Annotated in this window: 18 protein-coding genes and 1 pseudogene; 10 read left to right on the top strand and 9 right to left on the bottom strand. The window is 63.3% G+C overall.

What is annotated here, in order from left to right; translation table 11 throughout:
- Window positions 1-44: 44 nt before the first annotated feature.
- From recF to X757_RS145735, 5 genes are read left to right on the top strand one after another with little or no spacing between them, the layout of a single operon-like run.
- Window positions 45-1190, top strand: a complete 1146-nt coding sequence (recF, locus tag X757_RS145755; RefSeq protein ID WP_023726852.1) for a DNA replication/repair protein RecF — start codon at window positions 45-47, stop codon at window positions 1188-1190.
- A 31-nt stretch (window positions 1191-1221) separates the two neighbouring features.
- Window positions 1222-1977, top strand: coding sequence for a molybdopterin-synthase adenylyltransferase MoeB (locus X757_RS145750; protein ID WP_023681998.1), 756 nt, complete (start codon window positions 1222-1224; stop codon window positions 1975-1977).
- Between the two features lie 4 nt (window positions 1978-1981).
- The gene (locus X757_RS145745; RefSeq protein WP_023726853.1) at window positions 1982-2470 is read left to right on the top strand and encodes a GNAT family N-acetyltransferase; all 489 of its coding nucleotides are present in this window, start codon (window positions 1982-1984) and stop codon (window positions 2468-2470) included.
- Window positions 2467-3720: an aconitase X catalytic domain-containing protein gene (locus X757_RS145740; RefSeq protein WP_023726854.1), complete on the top strand. Its 1254-nt coding sequence runs from the start codon at window positions 2467-2469 to the stop codon at window positions 3718-3720. The genes X757_RS145745 and X757_RS145740 overlap by 4 nt, the downstream gene beginning before the upstream one ends.
- Complete coding sequence (locus tag X757_RS145735) at window positions 3717-4130, top strand: aconitase X swivel domain-containing protein (RefSeq protein ID WP_023726855.1); 414 nt, start codon at window positions 3717-3719, stop codon at window positions 4128-4130. Before X757_RS145740 ends, X757_RS145735 begins: the two co-directional genes overlap by 4 nt.
- 12 nt (window positions 4131-4142) lie before the next feature.
- Here X757_RS145735 and X757_RS145730 read toward each other — a convergent pair whose 3' ends face one another.
- Window positions 4143-5144: a D-glycerate dehydrogenase gene (locus X757_RS145730; RefSeq protein WP_023669570.1), complete on the bottom strand. Its 1002-nt coding sequence runs from the start codon at window positions 5142-5144 to the stop codon at window positions 4143-4145.
- 157 nt (window positions 5145-5301) lie between these two features.
- Between X757_RS145730 and X757_RS145725 the strand changes: the two genes are divergently transcribed.
- Window positions 5302-5859: an SH3 domain-containing protein gene (locus X757_RS145725; protein WP_023669569.1), complete on the top strand. Its 558-nt coding sequence runs from the start codon at window positions 5302-5304 to the stop codon at window positions 5857-5859.
- A gap of 13 nt (window positions 5860-5872) precedes the next feature.
- Here X757_RS145725 and X757_RS145720 read toward each other — a convergent pair whose 3' ends face one another.
- Complete coding sequence (locus X757_RS145720) at window positions 5873-6232, bottom strand: DUF4260 domain-containing protein (protein WP_023669568.1); 360 nt, start codon at window positions 6230-6232, stop codon at window positions 5873-5875.
- Window positions 6233-6242: 10 nt separating this feature from the next.
- On the bottom strand, window positions 6243-6674 hold the full coding sequence (gene irrA / locus X757_RS145715; RefSeq protein WP_023688734.1) for an iron response transcriptional regulator IrrA: 432 nt from the start codon (window positions 6672-6674) through the stop codon (window positions 6243-6245).
- Window positions 6675-7018: 344 nt separating this feature from the next.
- Here irrA and fabA point away from each other — a divergent pair, with 344 nt between their 5' ends.
- The 4 genes and pseudogenes from fabA to X757_RS01000000164975 all read left to right on the top strand — a co-directional run bounded on the left by fabA (window position 7019) and on the right by X757_RS01000000164975 (window position 11460).
- On the top strand, window positions 7019-7534 hold the full coding sequence (fabA, locus tag X757_RS145710; RefSeq protein ID WP_023669566.1) for a 3-hydroxyacyl-[acyl-carrier-protein] dehydratase FabA: 516 nt from the start codon (window positions 7019-7021) through the stop codon (window positions 7532-7534).
- 122 nt (window positions 7535-7656) lie between these two features.
- The gene (fabB, locus tag X757_RS145705; protein ID WP_023726856.1) at window positions 7657-8877 is read left to right on the top strand and encodes a beta-ketoacyl-ACP synthase I; all 1221 of its coding nucleotides are present in this window, start codon (window positions 7657-7659) and stop codon (window positions 8875-8877) included.
- A 33-nt stretch (window positions 8878-8910) separates the two neighbouring features.
- Complete coding sequence (gene fabI / locus X757_RS145700; protein WP_023726857.1) at window positions 8911-9723, top strand: enoyl-ACP reductase FabI; 813 nt, start codon at window positions 8911-8913, stop codon at window positions 9721-9723.
- A 184-nt stretch (window positions 9724-9907) separates the two neighbouring features.
- A pseudogene (locus X757_RS01000000164975) lies at window positions 9908-11460 on the top strand (putative bifunctional diguanylate cyclase/phosphodiesterase).
- A gap of 16 nt (window positions 11461-11476) precedes the next feature.
- Here the strand turns inward: X757_RS01000000164975 and X757_RS145695 are convergent.
- From X757_RS145695 to rbfA, 6 genes are all read right to left on the bottom strand, one after another.
- The gene (locus X757_RS145695) at window positions 11477-12490 is read right to left on the bottom strand and encodes a class I SAM-dependent methyltransferase (RefSeq protein WP_023726858.1); all 1014 of its coding nucleotides are present in this window, start codon (window positions 12488-12490) and stop codon (window positions 11477-11479) included.
- A gap of 85 nt (window positions 12491-12575) precedes the next feature.
- Entirely contained in the window at window positions 12576-14723 is a 2148-nt protein-coding gene (pnp, locus tag X757_RS145690; protein WP_023726859.1) for a polyribonucleotide nucleotidyltransferase, read from the bottom strand.
- Between the two features lie 278 nt (window positions 14724-15001).
- Window positions 15002-15376 (bottom strand): 30S ribosomal protein S15, encoded by a 375-nt coding sequence (rpsO, locus tag X757_RS145685; RefSeq protein WP_280790540.1) that lies wholly within the window; start codon window positions 15374-15376, stop codon window positions 15002-15004.
- 95 nt (window positions 15377-15471) lie between these two features.
- Window positions 15472-16566 (bottom strand): magnesium/cobalt transporter CorA, encoded by a 1095-nt coding sequence (corA, locus tag X757_RS145680; protein WP_023726860.1) that lies wholly within the window; start codon window positions 16564-16566, stop codon window positions 15472-15474.
- A 44-nt stretch (window positions 16567-16610) separates the two neighbouring features.
- Window positions 16611-17582: a tRNA pseudouridine(55) synthase TruB gene (gene truB, locus X757_RS145675; RefSeq protein ID WP_023669559.1), complete on the bottom strand. Its 972-nt coding sequence runs from the start codon at window positions 17580-17582 to the stop codon at window positions 16611-16613.
- Window positions 17582-18001, bottom strand: a complete 420-nt coding sequence (rbfA, locus tag X757_RS145670; RefSeq protein ID WP_023692585.1) for a 30S ribosome-binding factor RbfA — start codon at window positions 17999-18001, stop codon at window positions 17582-17584. Before rbfA ends, truB begins: the two co-directional genes overlap by 1 nt.
- Window positions 18002-18042 lie beyond the last annotated feature (41 nt).

The raw sequence follows: 18042 nt of genomic DNA on the forward strand, positions 1-18042 counted from the left end.
ACTGCAGCATAGTGATTGCGGCGACTTCTATAGGCGGATAGCGGTTGCCGGAACAAAGTCACATAAGGAAGCTAACACTTACGAATTTCCGCAACTATGCGGCGCTGTCGATCGGCTTTTCCCCCGGCCCTGTGGTGTTTTCCGGCGACAACGGCGCCGGCAAGACCAATCTTCTGGAAGCCATCTCCCTGCTGACGCCGGGCCGCGGCCTGCGCCGTGCGCCCTATGTCGACGTGGCCCGCGAAGGCGGCGATGGCGGCTTTGCGCTCCACGCAAGGCTCGACGGGCCGGAGGGACAGGTCGAGATCGGCACCGGCATCACCGGGGGTGAAGCGGCCGGCGAGGGCGGTCGCAAGGTGCGCATCAATGGCGCGCCGGCACGGTCGGCAGACGCCATGCTGGAATGGCTGCGCGTCGTCTGGCTGACGCCGGCCATGGACGGCCTGTTCCCCGGACCTGCCGCCGACCGGCGGCGCTTTCTCGACCGGCTGGTTTTGGCTGTCGATCCCGGCCACGGCCAGCGTGCGCTCGATTACGAGAAGGCGATGCGCGGACGTAACCGCTTGCTTACGGAAGGCTCGCGCGATGGCGCCTGGTTCGACGCCATCGAGATGCAGATGGCCGAAACCGGCGTGGCGATCGCGGCTGCGCGCGCCGAACTGGTACGCCTGCTTACCGCCATGATCGACAGGCTGCCTTCCAGCGGGCCGTTTCCGCAGGCCGACATCAGCCTCTCCGGCGACCTTGAAAGCGACGTCGCCACAGCACCCGCCGTGGACGTCGAGGAACGCTATCGCGCCGCCCTTGCCGACGGCCGCGAGCGCGACCGCGCCGCCGGACGCACGTTCGATGGCCCGCACCGTTCGGATCTGCTGGTGCGCCACCGCCCCAAGGCGATGCCGGCCGAACTCTGCTCGACCGGAGAGCAGAAGGCGCTGCTGGTCGGCATCGTGTTGTCGCACGCAAGGCTGACCGGCGAGATGTCGGGGATGACGCCGATCCTGTTGCTCGACGAGATTGCCGCGCATCTCGATGCCGGCCGGCGCGCCGCGCTGTTCTCGATCCTGGAAGAGCTGAGCTGCCAGGCCTTCATGACCGGAACCGACGCCGCGCTGTTTTCCAGCCTGAGGGGACGCGCGCAGTTCCTCACCGTCGACCACGGCACGGTTGGGCCAACCGAAGAGACCTGACAAGCTTTTTGCTCCGCTATATGGTCCGGCAATGACCCCTGCCGCCCTCACCGACGAAGAGCTCGAACGCTATGCCCGCCACATCGTGCTGCCCGAGATCGGCGGCGCCGGCCAGCAGAGGCTGAAGCGGGCGCGGGTACTGGTGATCGGCGCCGGCGGCCTCGGCGCGCCGGTGCTGGAATATCTCGCTGCCGCCGGCGTCGGCACGCTTGGAATCGTCGACGACGATATTGTCTCGCTGTCCAATCTGCAGCGGCAAGTGATCCACGCCACCCATACGGTCGGCACGGCGAAGACCGAGAGCGCCAAAGCAGCGATCGCCCGGATCAATCCCCATGTCGCGGTGGAATTGCACGATTTCAGGCTGACGGCCGACAATGCTGCCGTTCTCGTCGCGCGCTACGACGTGGTCGTCGACGGCTCCGACAATTTCGAGACGCGCTATGTGGTGGCGGATGCCTGCGCGGCGGAAAAGCGGCCGCTCGTGCATGCCGCCGTCGGCCGCTTCGACGGCTCGGTGACGGTGTTGATGCCGTTCGGGACCGGCGCCGACGGCAGACCGAACCCTGGATATCGCGACCTCTTTCCTGAAGCGCCGCCGGAAGGACTGGTGCCGTCCTGCGCGGTGGCCGGGGTCGTCGGTGCGCTGACCGGCGTCATCGGCACCTTGCAGGCAATGGAAGCCATCAAGCTGATCACCGGTATCGGCGAACCACTGGTCGGCCGGCTGCTGCTCTACGATGCGCTGTCGGCGCGCTTCGACACGATCCGCTACAAGAGAAGCTGACCGCATGGATCAGCCTGCCAGTGTTTTGGTCACGCAGTTCGCCCCCGGCTTCGACCGCTGGGACGAACTGCTCAGCCTGATCATGCGCGCCTTTGCACCGATGGACGGCGTCATCGACCCGCCCTCCTCGGCACATCTGCTGAACGCCGGAAACCTCAGGGACAAGGCTGGCCGCGAGACCGTGTTGCTGGCCCTGCAGGATGACAGGATCGCCGGCTGCGTTTTCGCGCTGGAGAGAGCCGATGATTTCTACATCGGCAAGCTCGCCGTCGAACCTGAGCTTCAAGGGCAAGGCATCGGCAGGCGGCTGATGCAGGCTGTCGAATTTCTCGCCCGCAGCCGGAACAAACCGGCCATCGAACTGCAGACGCGAATCGAACTGACCGTAAATCATGCAACCTTTGCCGGTCTCGGCTTTCGCGAGACTGAACGCACCGCGCATGACGGCTATGACCGGCCGACCTCGATCACCATGCGCAAGGAGTTCGCGTGAGCCTCGCCCTCAGCGCACAGGAGCAGACAATCGCCTCCGGCCATGACGGGGCGGCGATGGCGATGCGCATCGTTGCCGAAAGCGCTGCGCTGCTCGGCGCGCCGCGACTGATCCCGATCGCCTCGACGCATATAGACGGCGCGCTCTATCACGGCGATTCCGGCACGCTGTTTGCCGAAAGGCTGGTCGATGGCGGCGCCAGGGTCGCGGTGCGCTCGACGCTCAATGTCGGCGCGCTCGATCTGATGGGCTGCTCGCGCGTGCGCCTCGAAGAGCCGGCGCGCGGCATGGCGCGACGAATGATGGAGGCCTACCGCAAACTTGGCTGCGAGCAGAGCTGGACCTGCGCGCCCTATCAAGCCGGCCACAGGCCAGCGCTTGGCAGCGATGTCGCCTGGGGCGAATCCAACGCGGTGGTGTTCTGCAATTCGGTGCTGGGGGCACGCACCAACCGCTATGGCGACTTCCTCGACATCGCCTGCGCCATATCGGGGCGCGCGCCGGATTACGGCCTGCATCGCCCCGAGAACCGGCAGGCACGGCTGGTGTTCGATGTGTCCGGCCTCTCCGCCTCGTTCCTTGGTTCGGAGATCGCCTGGCCGGTGCTGGGCAGCCTCTACGGCCGTGAGGTCGGCAACGCGGTCGGCGTCGTCACCGGCATATCCAGCCATCCCGGCGAGGATGCGCTGAAGGCCTTCGGCGCGGCGGCGGCATCGTCGGGCGCCGTCGGCCTGTTCCATATCGCTGGGGTAACGCCAGAAGCGCCCGACGCCGAGACCATCCTGGTGGGCGGCAGGCCGGAAACGATGATCCGCGTAACGCCGGAGATGGCCATGAAGGCCCGCGCCGGCCTGTCCACCGCAGCCACGCAGACCGCCATCGATGCCGTGGCGATCGGCAGTCCGCATCTGTCTTTGGCCGAATTCGATGCACTTGAGCGGCTGATTGGCGGGCGGCGGCTCAGCGTGCCGATTTACGCCTGCACCGGCCGCCACGTGCTCACCAGGCTGGAGCAGAACGGCAACCGCAAGATGCTCGAAGCCAGCGGCGTCATCATCGTCGCCGACACCTGCGTGGTGGTGACGCCGATCCTGCCGGATCTGGCCGACGGCATGCTGATGACCAATTCGGGAAAATTCGCGCACTACGCGCCGGGCAATACCGGTTACGCCGTGCTTTACGGCTCGCTGGCCGACTGCGTGGAAAGCGCGGTTGCCGGTAAGCCCAGGTTTACGGATATCGCCGCATGAATGCTGCAGCCGACATACTGGTGCCGGGCAGCGGAGGCGAAGGACTGGCCTTGGTGCTGACCGCGCCGATCAGCTTCTGGGGCGGCGTCGATCCGAAGAGCGGCCGCATCGCCGATGTCCGTCACCCGCAGCATGGCGAAACCATTTCCGGGCGCGTGCTGTTCCTGCCCGGCACGATCGGCTCGTCCTCAGCGTCAGCCGTGCTGATGGAACTCGTCCACAATGGCCATGCGCCGACGGCACTCGTGCTGCACGAGCCGGACGCGATCCTGCTGCTTGGCTTGATTGTGGCCAGGGAAATGGGCTGGCCGACGCCGGTAGCGCTCAGGCTCAGGCGCGACGCTTTTGAGGCCTATCGCGGCAAGCGTGTGAGTGTCGCGGCGGATGGCGCCCTCACAACCGCATCCTGAACGCGGCCCGCTTCAAGTCCGTAGCGGCAGCACGCGGTCCGGCGGCCGGTGGCCGTCGAAGAAGGCGCGGATGTTGATGATCACCTTCTCGCCCATGTCGATGCGGCCCTCGATCGTCGCCGAACCCATATGCGGCAAAAGCACGACCTTGTTCTTCGCGGCAAGCTTCAGCAGTTTCGAGTTCAGCGCCGGTTCGTGCTCGTAGACGTCGAGGCCGGCGCCGGCGATCTTGCCGTCCTGGATCAGCTTGACCAGCGCTTCCTCGTCGATGATGTCGCCGCGCGCGGTGTTGACCACATAGGCGGTGGGCTGAAGCAGAGCCAGGCGCCGCGCCGAAAGCAGATGAAAGGTCGCCGGCGTCGACGGGCAATTGACCGAGATGATGTCCATGCGGGCAAGCATCTGGTCGAGGCTTTCCCAATAGGTCGCCTCCAGCCCTTCCTCGACCGCCGGCAGCACGCGATGGCGGTTATGGTAGTGGATGGACAGGCCGAAAGCCTTGGCGCGCCTCGCAACCGCAGTGCCGATGCGGCCCATGCCGACAATGCCGAGGCGCTTGCCCCAGATGCGCCGGCCGAGCATCCAGGTCGGCGACCAACCGGCCCATTTCTTGTCGCTGGTGAGCACATTGGCGCCTTCGGCCAGCCGCCGCGGGCCGGCCAGCATCAGCGCCATGGTCATGTCGGCCGTATCTTCGGTCAGCACGTTCGGCGTGTTGGTGACGGTAATGCCTTTCCTGGCCGCCGCCGCCACGTCGATCTTGTCGACGCCATTGCCGAAATTGGCGATCAGCTTGAGATTGTCGCCGGCCTGGGCAATCAGCGCCGCATCGATCTGGTCGGTGATGGTCGGCACCAGCACATCGGCTTCCTTGATCGCCGCGACCAGCTCCGGCTGCGTCATCGGGCGGTCCTCGACATTCAGCCTGGCGTCGAAGAGTTCGCGCATGCGGGTCTCGACCGGATCGGGCAGCTTGCGCGTGATGACGACGAGAGGCCGTTTTTTGCCTGCCATTGTTTCCTCGAACCCGATCTCGTTGAGACCTCTTTAACCAAGACAGGCGAAACTGAATACCGGTCGCGGTGCCTGCCACTCCTGTAACAAGCGGTGCCGCCGAAGACAAAGAAAAAGGGGCGCCCGGACCAAAGGGCACGCGCCGAAAGGAATGAAAGTGTCTGGTTTCGCGTCGCTTCGCCTGATCCTCAGCGCAGCGCTTCTCGGCGCTCTCCTGCATTCCCCGCAAGCCGCGGCGCAAGGTGCCGCCGCACCTGTGCAGACGGTCACGCTCGGGCCGAGCGGCCTGCCGCTGCCGCGTTTCGTCAGCCTGAAATCGGCTCGCGTCAACTCGCGCGTTGGCCCCGGCGCCAACTATTCCGTCGACTGGATGTACACAAAGGCCGGCCTGCCGATGGAGATCATCCAGGAATTCGATACCTGGCGGCGGGTGCGCGATGCCGATGGCTCGGAGGGTTGGATCAACCAGTCGCTGCTGTCGGGCCGCCGGACCGCGATCGTCGCCCCTTGGCAACGCACCAAAGGTGGCCGAATCAATCTGCTCGACGATGCCGACAAGGACGCCAGCGTCATCGCCATCATCGAGCCGGGCGTTACGGGCACGATCAAAACCTGCGATGGCCAGTGGTGCGAAATGACCTTCGACGGCCACACCGGCTGGATCGCCCAGTCGCAGGTGTGGGGCGCCTATCCCGGCGAGCACGTCAAGAATTGAGATTGCTGGAGGCCTAACGGCCGATACGGCCGAGGTGGGTGTCCTGAAAACCGGTCGACAGTTTGAGACCGTAGCCGAGCGCGCGGTCGACGGCGATGTGGATGATCCAGATCAGACCAATCGCGGTCGCCGTCGAATTGGCCAGAACATATCCGGCGAGGGCCAGCAACAGCGGGACGATCAGGATGTGCAACGCGTTGTAAGCGACAGCGCCGATCCGTGCCCCGGCGAGATAGCCCAGCATCGACAGGTCGGGCGCCAGAATAAGCAGGGCGAACAGCCACCAGGAAACGCCTGACGCGGCATAGGCGACTATAGCCACGACCGCGACCGCAACCCATTCGAGCCGGATTGCAAAATCGACAGGTTTCACGGGTTGGGGCTTAAACGCTGCGCTTCGGGCGCAGCCTCACCACGATGTCGACATTGGCGATCTCCATGCCTGCGGGTGGCTCCGGCAGGTTGGAGACGGTCACCGGACCGCTTTCTATATCGAAGATCCTGTTTTCGCCTTCGATGTAAAAATGATGGTGATCGGAGGTGTTGGTGTCGAAATAGGTCTTGGACCCCTCGACCGCCAGGATGCGCAGCAGCCCGGCCTGGGTGAACTGGTGAAGCGCGTTGTAGACGGTGGCGAGCGAGACCGGCACGCCGGCGGCGACCGCCTCTTCATGCAGTTCCTCGGCCGAAAGGTGGCGGTCGCCCTTGGCAAACAGCAGATCGGCCAGCGCAATGCGTTGGCGTGTCGGCCTGAGGCCGGCTTCGCGAACCCGCTTGTCCACAGCGACATTTTCCTTCCGGCAGCCCAGATCCATCTATTCGTCCAAGCCCATAGTTCTGCCTCAAGACACGCCCAGAGTGGCGAAAAAACGTCATTCGCCGAAACTGGATACCTCCAGACATATATTCTGTTGGCCGAATACGATCAATAGAGCGACGTGCGTCCAGTTGGACGCACTAAGTGCGCTCTATCGCTGTTTTGGCATCGCATGGTGCTTTCCGGAAATCGAAATCGATTTCGGCCGATGCGAGAGCGCGCATTGACCCGGGCAGACGGGCGGGTTAAGCGCAAACGCCGGTTTCCGGCCCGAAAGGGATTGTGTTAGGAAACCAACGACAAGGGCGCCCCACCGCCCGGGACATTATGGGGACGAGACATATGGCGGGTTCGAAATCCAGCTACGGTTATGAGGAATTGCTCGCCTGCGCCCGCGGCGAGCTGTTCGGGCCCGGCAACGCCCAGTTGCCCTACCCGCCCATGCTGATGTTCGACCGCATCACCGAGATCAGCGAGACCGGCGGCGCCCACGACAAGGGCTTCATCCGTGCCGAATTCGACATCAAACCGGACCTGTGGTTCTTCGCCTGCCATTTCATCGGCAATCCGATCATGCCGGGGTGCCTGGGCCTTGACGCCATGTGGCAATTGACGGGTTTTTACCTCGGCTGGCTCGGCGAGCCGGGCAAGGGCATGGCGCTGTCGACCGGCGAGGTCAAGTTCAAGGGCATGGTGACGCCTTCGGTCAAGAAGGTGGAATACGGCATCGATTTCAAGCGCGTCATGCGTGGACGCCTGGTGCTCGGTATCGCCGATGGCTGGCTTAAGGCCGACGGCGAACCCATATATGCTGCGACGGACCTCAAGGTGGGGCTGTCCAAGCAATCGGCCGCCTGACCGGCGCCACTGCAGCAGGGCGTTCCCGGACGCGCAACGACGCTGCGGCATTTTGATTTTGCGTATGATCGCCGGCGAAAACCGACTAGGGTTTCGGGATCATCCGCTGGAAGGAGTTGCGAATGAGAAGGGTCGTCGTCACAGGCCTCGGCATCGTATCGTCGATCGGCAACAACGCCAACGAGGTGCAATCCTCGCTCCACGATGCCAAATCAGGCATCAGCTTCTCCGATTCCTTCGCCGAACACGGCTTCCGCTGTCAGGTCTGGGGCGCGCCGACGCTCGACCCGACCCCTATGATCGACCGGCGTGCCATGCGCTTCCTGAGCCAGGGCGCGGCCTGGAACCATGTCGCGATGGACCAGGCGATCGCCGACGCCGGGCTTGGCGAAAGCGACATCACCAATGAGCGCACCGGCATCGTCATGGGCTCGGGCGGCCCCTCGACCCGCACCATCGTCGAGGCGGCCGAGACCACGCTCAAGAACAACAGCCCCAAGCGCATCGGTCCGTTCGCGGTGCCGAAGGCGATGTCGTCGACCGCCTCGGCGACGCTCGCCACCTGGTTCAAGATCCACGGCGTCAACTATTCGATCTCGTCGGCCTGCTCGACCTCGGCGCATTGCATCGGCAACGCCTACGAACTGATCCAGTGGGGCAAGCAGGATGTGATGTTTGCCGGCGGCCATGAAGACCTCGACTGGACGATGTCGGACCTGTTCGATGCCATGGGCGCGATGTCGTCGAAGTATAACGATCGTGCGCCGACAGCTTCCCGCGCGTATGACGCCAATCGCGATGGCTTCGTCATCGCGGGCGGCGCGGGCGTCCTCATCCTGGAGGAGCTCGAACACGCCAAGGCGCGCGGCGCCAAGATCTACGCTGAGATCGTCGGCTATGGCGCGACGTCGGACGGTTACGACATGGTGGCGCCGTCGGGCGAAGGCGCGGTGCGCTGCATGCGCCAGGCTCTGGCGACGGTGTCCACGCCGGTCGACTACATCAACACCCACGGCACCTCGACGCCGGTCGGCGATTCCCGGGAAATGGGCGCCATCCGAGAGGTGTTCGGCGAGAAGATGCCGTTCATCACCTCGACCAAGTCGCTGACCGGCCATTCGCTGGGTGCCGCTGGCGTACAGGAATCGATCTACTCGATCCTGATGATGCAAGGCGGCTTCATCGGCGAGAGCGCCCATATCGAAAACCTCGATCCCGAATTCGAGGGCATGCCGATCGTGTGCAAGCGCATCGACGACGCCAGGATCGACACGGTTTTGTCCAACTCGTTCGGCTTCGGTGGCACCAACGCAACGCTGATTTTCCAGCGCTATTCCGCATAAGGCCAGCGTTTTTTTGTAGGGGGATTGCCGGCCATGGACGGACTGATGAAGGGCAAGCGCGGGCTTGTCATGGGCGTCGCCAACGATCATTCGATCGCCTGGGGCATCGCCAGGAAATTGTCCGAACACGGAGCGGAGCTTGCCTTCACCTATCAGGGCGACGCATTCGGGCGCCGCGTCAAGCCGCTTGCCGAGAAGCTTGGCGCGTCTCTGGTGGTGCCCTGTGACGTCGAGGACAGCGCATCGGTCGCCGCCACCTTCGAGACGCTCGGCAAGGAATGGGGCGGGCTCGACTTCGTCGTCCACGCCATCGGCTTTTCCGACAAGAACGAGCTCAAAGGGCTCTACGCCGACACCAGCCGCGGTAATTTCGTCCGCACCATGGTCATCTCCTGCTACTCCTTCACCGAGGTCGCCCGCCATGCCGCCCCGCTGATGAGCGAAGGCGGCGCGATGATCACGCTGACCTATGCCGGCTCTGTCCGCGTCATGCCGAACTACAACGTCATGGGCGTCGCCAAGGCCGGGCTGGAAGCCAGCGTGCGCTATCTCGCCAACGATTATGGCCCGCGCGGCATCCGGGTGAACGGCATATCGGCGGGACCGGTGCGTACTTTGGCCGGCGCCGGAATCTCGGACGCCCGCCACATGTACTCCTACCAGCAGCGCAACTCGCCGCTGCGCCGCACGGTGACCATCGACGAGGTCGGCGGCTCGGCGCTCTATCTTTTGTCCGACCTCTCGTCAGGCGTCACCGGGGAAATCCATTATGTGGATTCCGGCTATCACATCGTGTCGATGCCAACCCTGGATGAGTTGAAGCAGACCGACAGCGTACGCGATTAACTCACCAGTAAAATTAGATGCATCGGCGGAAACTCATTTTAAGGAGATATCCGCTAGAAGTCCTATAGGCTTGGGCTCTGCGCGTTCTTGCTGGGCGCAAAGGATGCTTTAGCCTTTATGAATTTGCGCTTGATATTTCCCGAAAGTCGAGTTGATTTCGGGATCATGCGACAGGGACTGAGCAATGCCTGCTGTCAGCAACCCGAAGCGAACACCTGTGTTCCGGCTGCTCACCGTCGCCAGTTCGGGCCTTGGCAGTTTCATCCTTGGGCTTTGGGCCTCCGGCATGGTTTCGGGGACGGCTTTGCCGGCATGCAGGCGGAAACCATGATCGGCATCGCGTCGGCGCTATGCGCGCTGGCCGCCGCCGGTGCTGCCTTGTCCTTCTTCGCCGGCGTCGATGAATCGGTGGACTACGTTTTCAACGAAACCCATTTTGACAAGCTGACCGGGCTTTTTGCGCGGCCGGCGATGGTCGGCAGGATTGCCGACGCGGCGTCCGCGACGATCAGGACCGGTGAGCCGGTGTTCCTCATCGACATCGACATCGACCGCTTCAAGCAGATCAACGACGCCATCGGCTACAGCCATGGCGACGAACTGATCCGCGGCTTCACCAAGCGGTTGAAGGCCTGCATGCCCGAAGGCGCGGTGATGGGGCGCATCGGCGCCGGCGAGTTCGCTATCCTTGTCTGGGAACACCAACTCCAAAGGTCCATGGAAAGCACCGTCGAAACCATGATCGAGGAGATGCTGAAGCCGTACCAGCTCGATTCCCACCTGCAGTCGGTCGGCCTGTCGGTCGGCATCGTGGCGATGCCAAAGGATGGCGTCGATCCGGTCCTCATCCTGCGCCGCTCCAACCTGGCGCTGCAGAATGCCCGCGCCGGCGGCGTGGGCAACTGGTCGGTCTTCCATTCCGACATGGGCCAGGTCGCCGACTACCGCCACTGGATCGAATCCGAACTGCACATCGCCTTCGTCCGTGGCGATTTCGACCTTCACTACCAGCCGCAGCTCGACCTGCCGACCGGCCGTATCGTCGGCTACGAGGCGCTGATCCGCTGGAAGCACCCGGAACGCGGCATGATCCCGCCGATGGAATTCATTCCGATCGCCGAAGAGACCGGCATGATCCACCCGATCGGCAATTGGGTGCTGAACAAGGCCTGCAGCGATGCCCGTCATTTGCCCGAGGACTGCTTCGTTGCCGTCAACATCTCGCCGGTCCAGTTCAGGACCAAGGATTTCGTCGGTATCGTGCGCGACACGATGGCCAGCACCGGCATCAAGCCGTCGCGGCTGGAGCTCGAAGTGACCGAGACGGCGATGATGCAGGACCGCGACCGCGCCGCCATCATCCTGCAGCAGCTTGCCGACATGGGCATTTCGGTGGCCGTCGACGATTTCGGCACCGGCTATTCCAATCTCAGCTACCTGATCGACTTCGCCTTCGGCAAGCTGAAGATCGACCGCTCGTTCGTCAGCCGCATCGACACCGATTCCAATTCGGGCGCCGTCGTCTCTACCATCGTCGGCCTGTCGCGGGCGCTCGGCGTCGGCATCATCGCCGAAGGCGTCGAGACCGAGAACCAGGCGACGCTTTTGCGAGCAGCTGGTTGCGAGATGGTGCAGGGCTATCTGTTCGGCAGGCCGGCGCCGCTCAAGATCAAGCCTGGCGATATCAGACCGACCATTCCCGTCCACGAGCCGGCGCGCATCGTCAGCATGCATTGAGGCGACCGGCACCGTCCTATCGGCGCGCGGAGAAAACCTTGAACATGCCGTCGCGGGCGAGTTCGGCATGGCTGGAGAAGACAGCCTTCAGAACCGGTTCGTAAGGCAGCTGACGGTTCGCCACCATGAACAGCCGCCCGCCCGGTTTCAGCGCCTTGCCCGCCGCCTGGATCATGCCGGCGCCGATTTCCGGCTCGGCCGCCCGGCTGCGATGGAAGGGCGGGTTCATGACGATGGCATCATAGCGCCGCTCGACCGGCTCGCTCAGCAGATCGGTCCAGAAGAAGCCGGGCTCGAAGCCTGTCTGGCCGATATTGCCCTTGGCCGCCTCAAGCGCGTCGAAATCCGCTTCGTAAAGGTCGAGCCCCGTTATGCCGGATGAACGTGCCGCGACCTCGGCGGCGACATAGCCCCAGCCGGCGCAGAAATCAGCAATGTTGCCGCGCAGGTCTTTGGGCAGGTTGTCGACCAGAAGTTTCGAGCCGGCGTCGATGCGGTCGAAGGAGAACATGCCCGGCGCAGTGCGGAAGCGGTCCTCTACGACCAAGGCAGGATTGGCGACGCGCAGTTTTTCCGCAGGCGCCAGATCGACCGGACGGCGAAGCCAGAAGGCGATGCCGTGATATTTCGGCAGATGCCCTTCGATGGGGACAAGCTCGTCGATGCGCTTGCGCAGGCTGGCGATGCCTTCGTCCTTGCCGCCGGCGACAATGATCAGACCGCCCGGCGTGACGCGTTCGATCGCCTCGGCAATACGCATCTCGTTTAGCCCACGATGGCGGCCGGCAAGCACGAGCGCTGCATCGAATGCATCGCTTTCCGCGCGGGGCGTTACCTTGTGACCGGCACGCTCCAGCGCTCGGAGATGCGGCCGGAAACCCTGTGCAAGATGGAGCTCTGCCTCGAAGCCTTCCGGCAAGCGGAAGCCGGGCTCCGCACCCAGGAACAACACACGCTCGCCCTTTTGCGGCAGAGGAAGCCCCTCGGCCTCGAAGGGATGGAACAGTGTCTTCAGCGACTCAGCGGCCATTCTTCGATTCTCATGTCGTAGACGGGTCTTAAACGAAAACAGGCGCGACATAAGCCGCGCCCGTTCAACTCTATTGTCAGACCACTCAGGCGGCGTTTTCTTCGCCTTCGGCCTTCTTGTCGCGGGCGATTTCCCTGCCGGTGGCCTGGTCGACGACCTTCATCGACAGGCGGACCTTGCCGCGCTCGTCGAAGCCCATCAGCTTGACCCAGACCTTGTCGCCTTCCTTGACGACGTCCGAGGTCTTGGCGACCCGGTCGTTGGCAAGCTGCGAGATGTGGACGAGGCCGTCACGCGGACCGAAGAAGTTGACGAAAGCGCCGAAGTCGGCGGTCTTGACGACCGTGCCTTCGTAGATTTCGCCGACTTCCGGCTCGGCGACGATGGTATGGATCCACTTCTTGGCCGCCTCGATCTCCTTGGCGTTCGACGAAGCGATCTTGACCGTGCCGTCGTCCTCGATGTTGATCTTGGCGCCGGTCTTCTCGACGATCTCGCGGATAACCTTGCCGCCGGAGCCGATCACGTCGCGGATCTTGTCGGTCGGGATGTGCATGACCTCGATGCGCGGTGCGAACTCACCGAGTTCGGGGCGGGCGCCGGTCAGAGCATGCGCCATCTCGCTGAGGATATGCTGGCGGCCGTCCTTGGCCTGATCCAGCGCGATCTTCATGATCTCCTCGGTGATGCCCTCGATCTTGATGTCCATCTGCAGCGAGGTGATGCCGCCTTCGGTACCGGCGACCTTGAAGTCCATGTCGCCGAGGTGATCTTCGTCACCCAGGATGTCGGACAGAACCGCGAAGCGCTCGCCTTCCTTGATCAGGCCCATAGCGATACCAGCGACCGGCTTTGCCAGCGGAACGCCGGCATCCATCAGTGCCAGCGATGTGCCGCAGACGGTGGCCATCGACGACGAACCGTTGGACTCGGTGATCTCCGAGACGACGCGCAGCGTGTAGGGGAACTGGTCCGCGCTCGGCAGCATCGGACGGATGGCGCGCCAGGCGAGCTTGCCGTGGCCGATTTCGCGGCGGCCCGGCGAACCCATGCGGCCGGTCTCGCCGACGGAGTAGGGAGGGAAGTTGTAGTGAAGGAGGAACTTCTCCTTGTACATGCCGGTCAGCGAATCGACATACTGCTCGTCCTCGCCGGTGCCCAGCGTGGCAACGACCAGCGCCTGGGTCTCGCCGCGGGTGAACAGCGCCGAACCGTGCGTGCGCGGCAGGACGCCGACTTCCGAGACGATCTTGCGGACCGTCTTGAGGTCACGGCCATCGATGCGCGAACCGGTGTCGAGAATGTTCCAGCGCACGACCTTGGCCTGGAGTTCCTTGAACACCGAACCGATCTGCTCGGAGGTGTACTTGGCGTCTTCGCCTTCGGCCGGAGCGAACGCTGCCTTGACCTTCGCCTTGACGGCGTCGACGGCGGCGTAACGCTTCTGCTTGTCGACGTTCTTGTAGGCATTGCTGAGCTCGTCGCCGACGATCTTCAGCATTTCGGCTTCAAGCGCGGAGTAGTCCGGCGCCGTGAAATCGCGCGGCTCCTTGGCGGCAACTTCGGCCAGCTTGATAATGGCGTCGATCACCGGCTGGAAGCCCCTGTGGCCGAACATGACGGCGCCGAGCATCAGCTCTTCGCCGAGTTCCTTGGCTTCGGACTCGACCATCAGCACGGCGTCGGCGGTGCCGGCGACAATGAGGTCGAGCCTGGATTCCTGCATCTCGTCGACATGCGGGTTCAGCACGTATTCGCCGTTGATGTAGCCGACGCGCGCACCACCGATCGGGCCCATGAAAGGAACGCCCGACAGCGTCAAAGCGGCCGAGGTGGCGACGATCGACAGGATGTCGGGATCGTTCTCGAGGTCATGCTGGACCACGGTGACGACGATCTGGGTGTCGTTCTTGTAGCCGTCGGCGAAGAGCGGGCGGATCGGGCGGTCGATCAGGCGGGAAACCAGCGTTTCCTTTTCGCTCGGACGTCCCTCGCGCTTGAAGTAGCCGCCGGGGATCTTGCCGGCGGCGTAGGTCTTTTCCTGGTAGTTGACGGTCAGCGGGAAGAAATCGAGGCCTGGCTTCGGCTCCTTCATCGAAACGACGGTGGCGAGAACCTTGGTTTCGCCGTAGGTCGCAAGCACCGCGCCGTCAGCCTGACGTGCGATCTTGCCGGTTTCCAGGATGAGCGGACGGCCGCCCCATTCGATTTCCACTTTGTGGTAGTTGAACATATCTTGTCCTTAATAAGCGGAAAGGGCCGCGCCGTTTCACGGTGCGCGGATGCCCTTTCCCTGGCTTCCTTTCTCGGGCAGCCACGGGCAAGACAACGGGAAGCTCGGGTAGATTTCGGCGCTGGTTAGCGCACGAGCGTCCTGCAATCCTGCCCCATGACCGTCCATGGGCGGTTTCGAGTGGCCTCTGCGCGCTCGAAACCGGGTCTGGCCAATCGATGCGACTGGCAGAATGCGCGACCGGCGGGCTCTCCTTCGAAAGCCCGCCGGTCAATTCGTCAACGGCGCAGACCGAGCTTCTCGATCAACGTCTGATAGCGCGCGTCATCCTTGCGCTTGAGATAATCAAGCAGGCTGCGGCGCTGGGAGACGAGAGCGAGCAGACCACGGCGGGAATGGTTATCCTTCTTGTGGTCCTTGAAGTGGTCGGTCAGGTTCTTGATGCGCTCGGAAAGGATGGCCACCTGGACTTCCGGAGACCCGGTATCGCCCTTGGCGGTTGCGAATTCACCCATCAATTCCTGTTTGCGCTCGGCAGTAATCGACATCGTGTTTTTCCTTATCTGTTTGAGGAAACGGGTCGCCTTCAGCCGGGATGTCGTCCAGCAGGGGCCGGTGCAAGCAAAGCGACATGGCGCGATGCTGCGGCGCATATAGGGCAATTCCCCGGAAAACACCAGCCCATTCATAAAGCCGGCTTGTCGCAGCCCTTTGCTCGGGAATCCAGGATTCCCCTGACACCGAAACCTTACAGCCACTTCTTTCTTTTGAAGAAGACGATCAGCCCGACAGCAACGGCCAGCATGAACAGCAGAGAAGCCGGGTAGCCATAGTAGGCTTTCAGTTCCGGCATGTTCCACGGCGAGATCTCGGGATCGAAATTCATCCCCCAGATACCGACCAGGAAGGTTAGCGGCATGAAGATCACCGAGACGATGGTGAGATAAGAGATGACGTCGTTGGTGCGCGCCTGGCTCAGCGACAAATGCATTTCGATCAAGCCGGTCAGCATATCACGCTGGTTCTCGACCAGCTCGATCAGCCGCAATGCGTGGTCGAGCGTGTCGTTGAAGAAGATTTTCGTCTCCGGCTTCACATAGGGCACGTCGTTGCGGATCAGCGTCGCCAGCGCGTCGCGCATCGGCCACAGCACGCCCTTGAGCACATTGGCGTCGCGCCGCAATTCGTGCAGCTGGCGCATCTGATGCTTGTGAGGCGTGTTGAGCATCTCGTCCTCTATGCCATCGACCTCCTCGATAGCGGCCTCAATCGGCGGGAAATAGCTGTCGACGATGGAATCGATGAGCGCATAGGCCAGATAGTCGGCGCCGCGCATCCGCAAGCGGTTGGGCAACGCTGCCGCGATGCGCTTGCGTACGGGGTCGAACGGATCGCCTTCGCGCTCCTGGAAGGTGACGACGAATTTCTTGCCGAAGAACACCGCGATCTGCTCATAGCGATGCACCTTGACGTCGTCGATCATGCGCATGACGACGAAGGCGTGGTCCTCGAAGAAGTCGACCTTCGGCCGCTGGCCGGTGTTGACGACATCTTCCAGAGCCAGTGGATGCAGGTTGAAGATCCGGCCGATCTCCTCGATCAGCTGGATGTTGGCGAGACCGGTGCAGTCCAACCAGACGACCGGCCAGTTGTCGCAATGGGTGTTGAGATCGTCGATGCTGGCATCGTTGATGGTCTTGAATTTTTCAGGCGAAATCAGCGTCAGCCGCAGCTCGGACCGTCGCGCCGCCGGATCGGCGATCAGCGTGCCGGGCGAGGCGCCAACCGGCGGCCGGCGCGTTGTCACCGGCGCCCGCTTCTTCACCGCCTCAGCCTTTGCCATGTGCCCCTCGGATGTGACGTCGACGTAAGACTAGACGAGAGTGGTCAGCCGACAAAGACCCGCTTCGGCTTGAACATGCCTTGCTCGATGGCGCCGATGGCGACAAGCTTGCCGCGCGCGGTGGCGCAGGCTTCCTCGGCTTCCACGGGCGCGTCGCGGCCGCGGATGATGACGGGATTGCCAAGGCGGATCTTGGTCGCCGCTTCGTCGCTGATGGCGATCTGGGGCAGGCAGTCGAGCGCGGCAGCCGTGTCGACAAGCAGCGCATCGATGGCGCCGAAGTCGATCGGCGCATCGGCAACATCGGCGTCGCCCTCTCCGTCAGCTTCGCGCTGTTCGCCGAAACGGGCGACTTCCAGTTCGGCGAGGGTGACGAAATCCTCATGGGTGAACGGCTCGACCTCGACCCGGCGCAATTCGGCGATATGACCGAAGCAGCCGAGGTCGCGGCCCATGTCGCGGGCCAGCGAGCGCACATACGTGCCTTTGCCGCATTCGACCTCGAACAAGGTGTGGTCGGCAGCGTGCTCGACGATGTCCAGACGGCCGATCTCGATCTCGCGCGCGGGGATGTCGACTGTCTCGCCCCCACGGGCGAGATCGTATGCGCGTTCGCCTGATATCTTGATGGCCGAGAATTGCGGCGGTGTCTGCATGATGACGCCGGTGTAGTTCGGCAGCAGCGCCCTGACATCTTCTTCCGCCGGACGGCGGTCGGAACTTTGCGTCACCGGGCCTTCGAGATCGTCGGTCGAACGCTCCTCGCCCCAAGCGACGGTGAACCGGTAGATTTTGGCGCCGTCCTGCACATAAGGCACGGTCTTGGTTGCCTCGCCCAGCGCGATCGGCAGCATGCCAGAGGCCAGCGGGTCGAGCGTGCCGGCATGGCCGGCCTTTTCGGCCTGGAAAAGCCATTTGATCTTGGAGACGGCTTCGGTCGAACCCATGCCAACCGGCTTGTCCAGCACCACCCAGCCGGAGATCGGCCGGCCCTTCTTCTTGCCGCGGCGCCCCACTATTTCTCGTCCTTGTCGTTGTCTTCGCCATCGGTACCCAAGTCTCGCGCGACTTCCGGCGATTTCAGCAAATCGTTGATCCTGGCGAAATTGTCGAAGGACGTATCGAGCTTGAAGCGGAACTCCGGCATGAACTTCATCTGGCGGAGCGCGCCGGAGACGCGGCCACGCACGAACTTCGCGTGCTTGTTGAGCGCGTCGATGACCGCACCCGTGTCCTTGGCGCCGAGCGGCGAAACGAAGGCCGTTGCGACCCTCAGATCAGTGGACATGCGCACTTCCGAGACCGAAACCACGGTGTTCTCGATCAGCGGGTCGATAATCTCGCCGCGCTGCAAGGTTTCCGACAGCGCATGGCGCACCTGTTCGGCGACGCGAAGCATGCGCTGGGATGGGCTGGAGGCGGTTGGACGGGGCATTTTTCTCAATCCGGAAAGCGTGAGGCGCGGGATGGGACCGT

This window comes from Mesorhizobium sp. LSHC412B00 (genome assembly GCF_000503035.1).
In the GTDB taxonomy this organism is placed as follows: domain Bacteria; phylum Pseudomonadota; class Alphaproteobacteria; order Rhizobiales; family Rhizobiaceae; genus Mesorhizobium.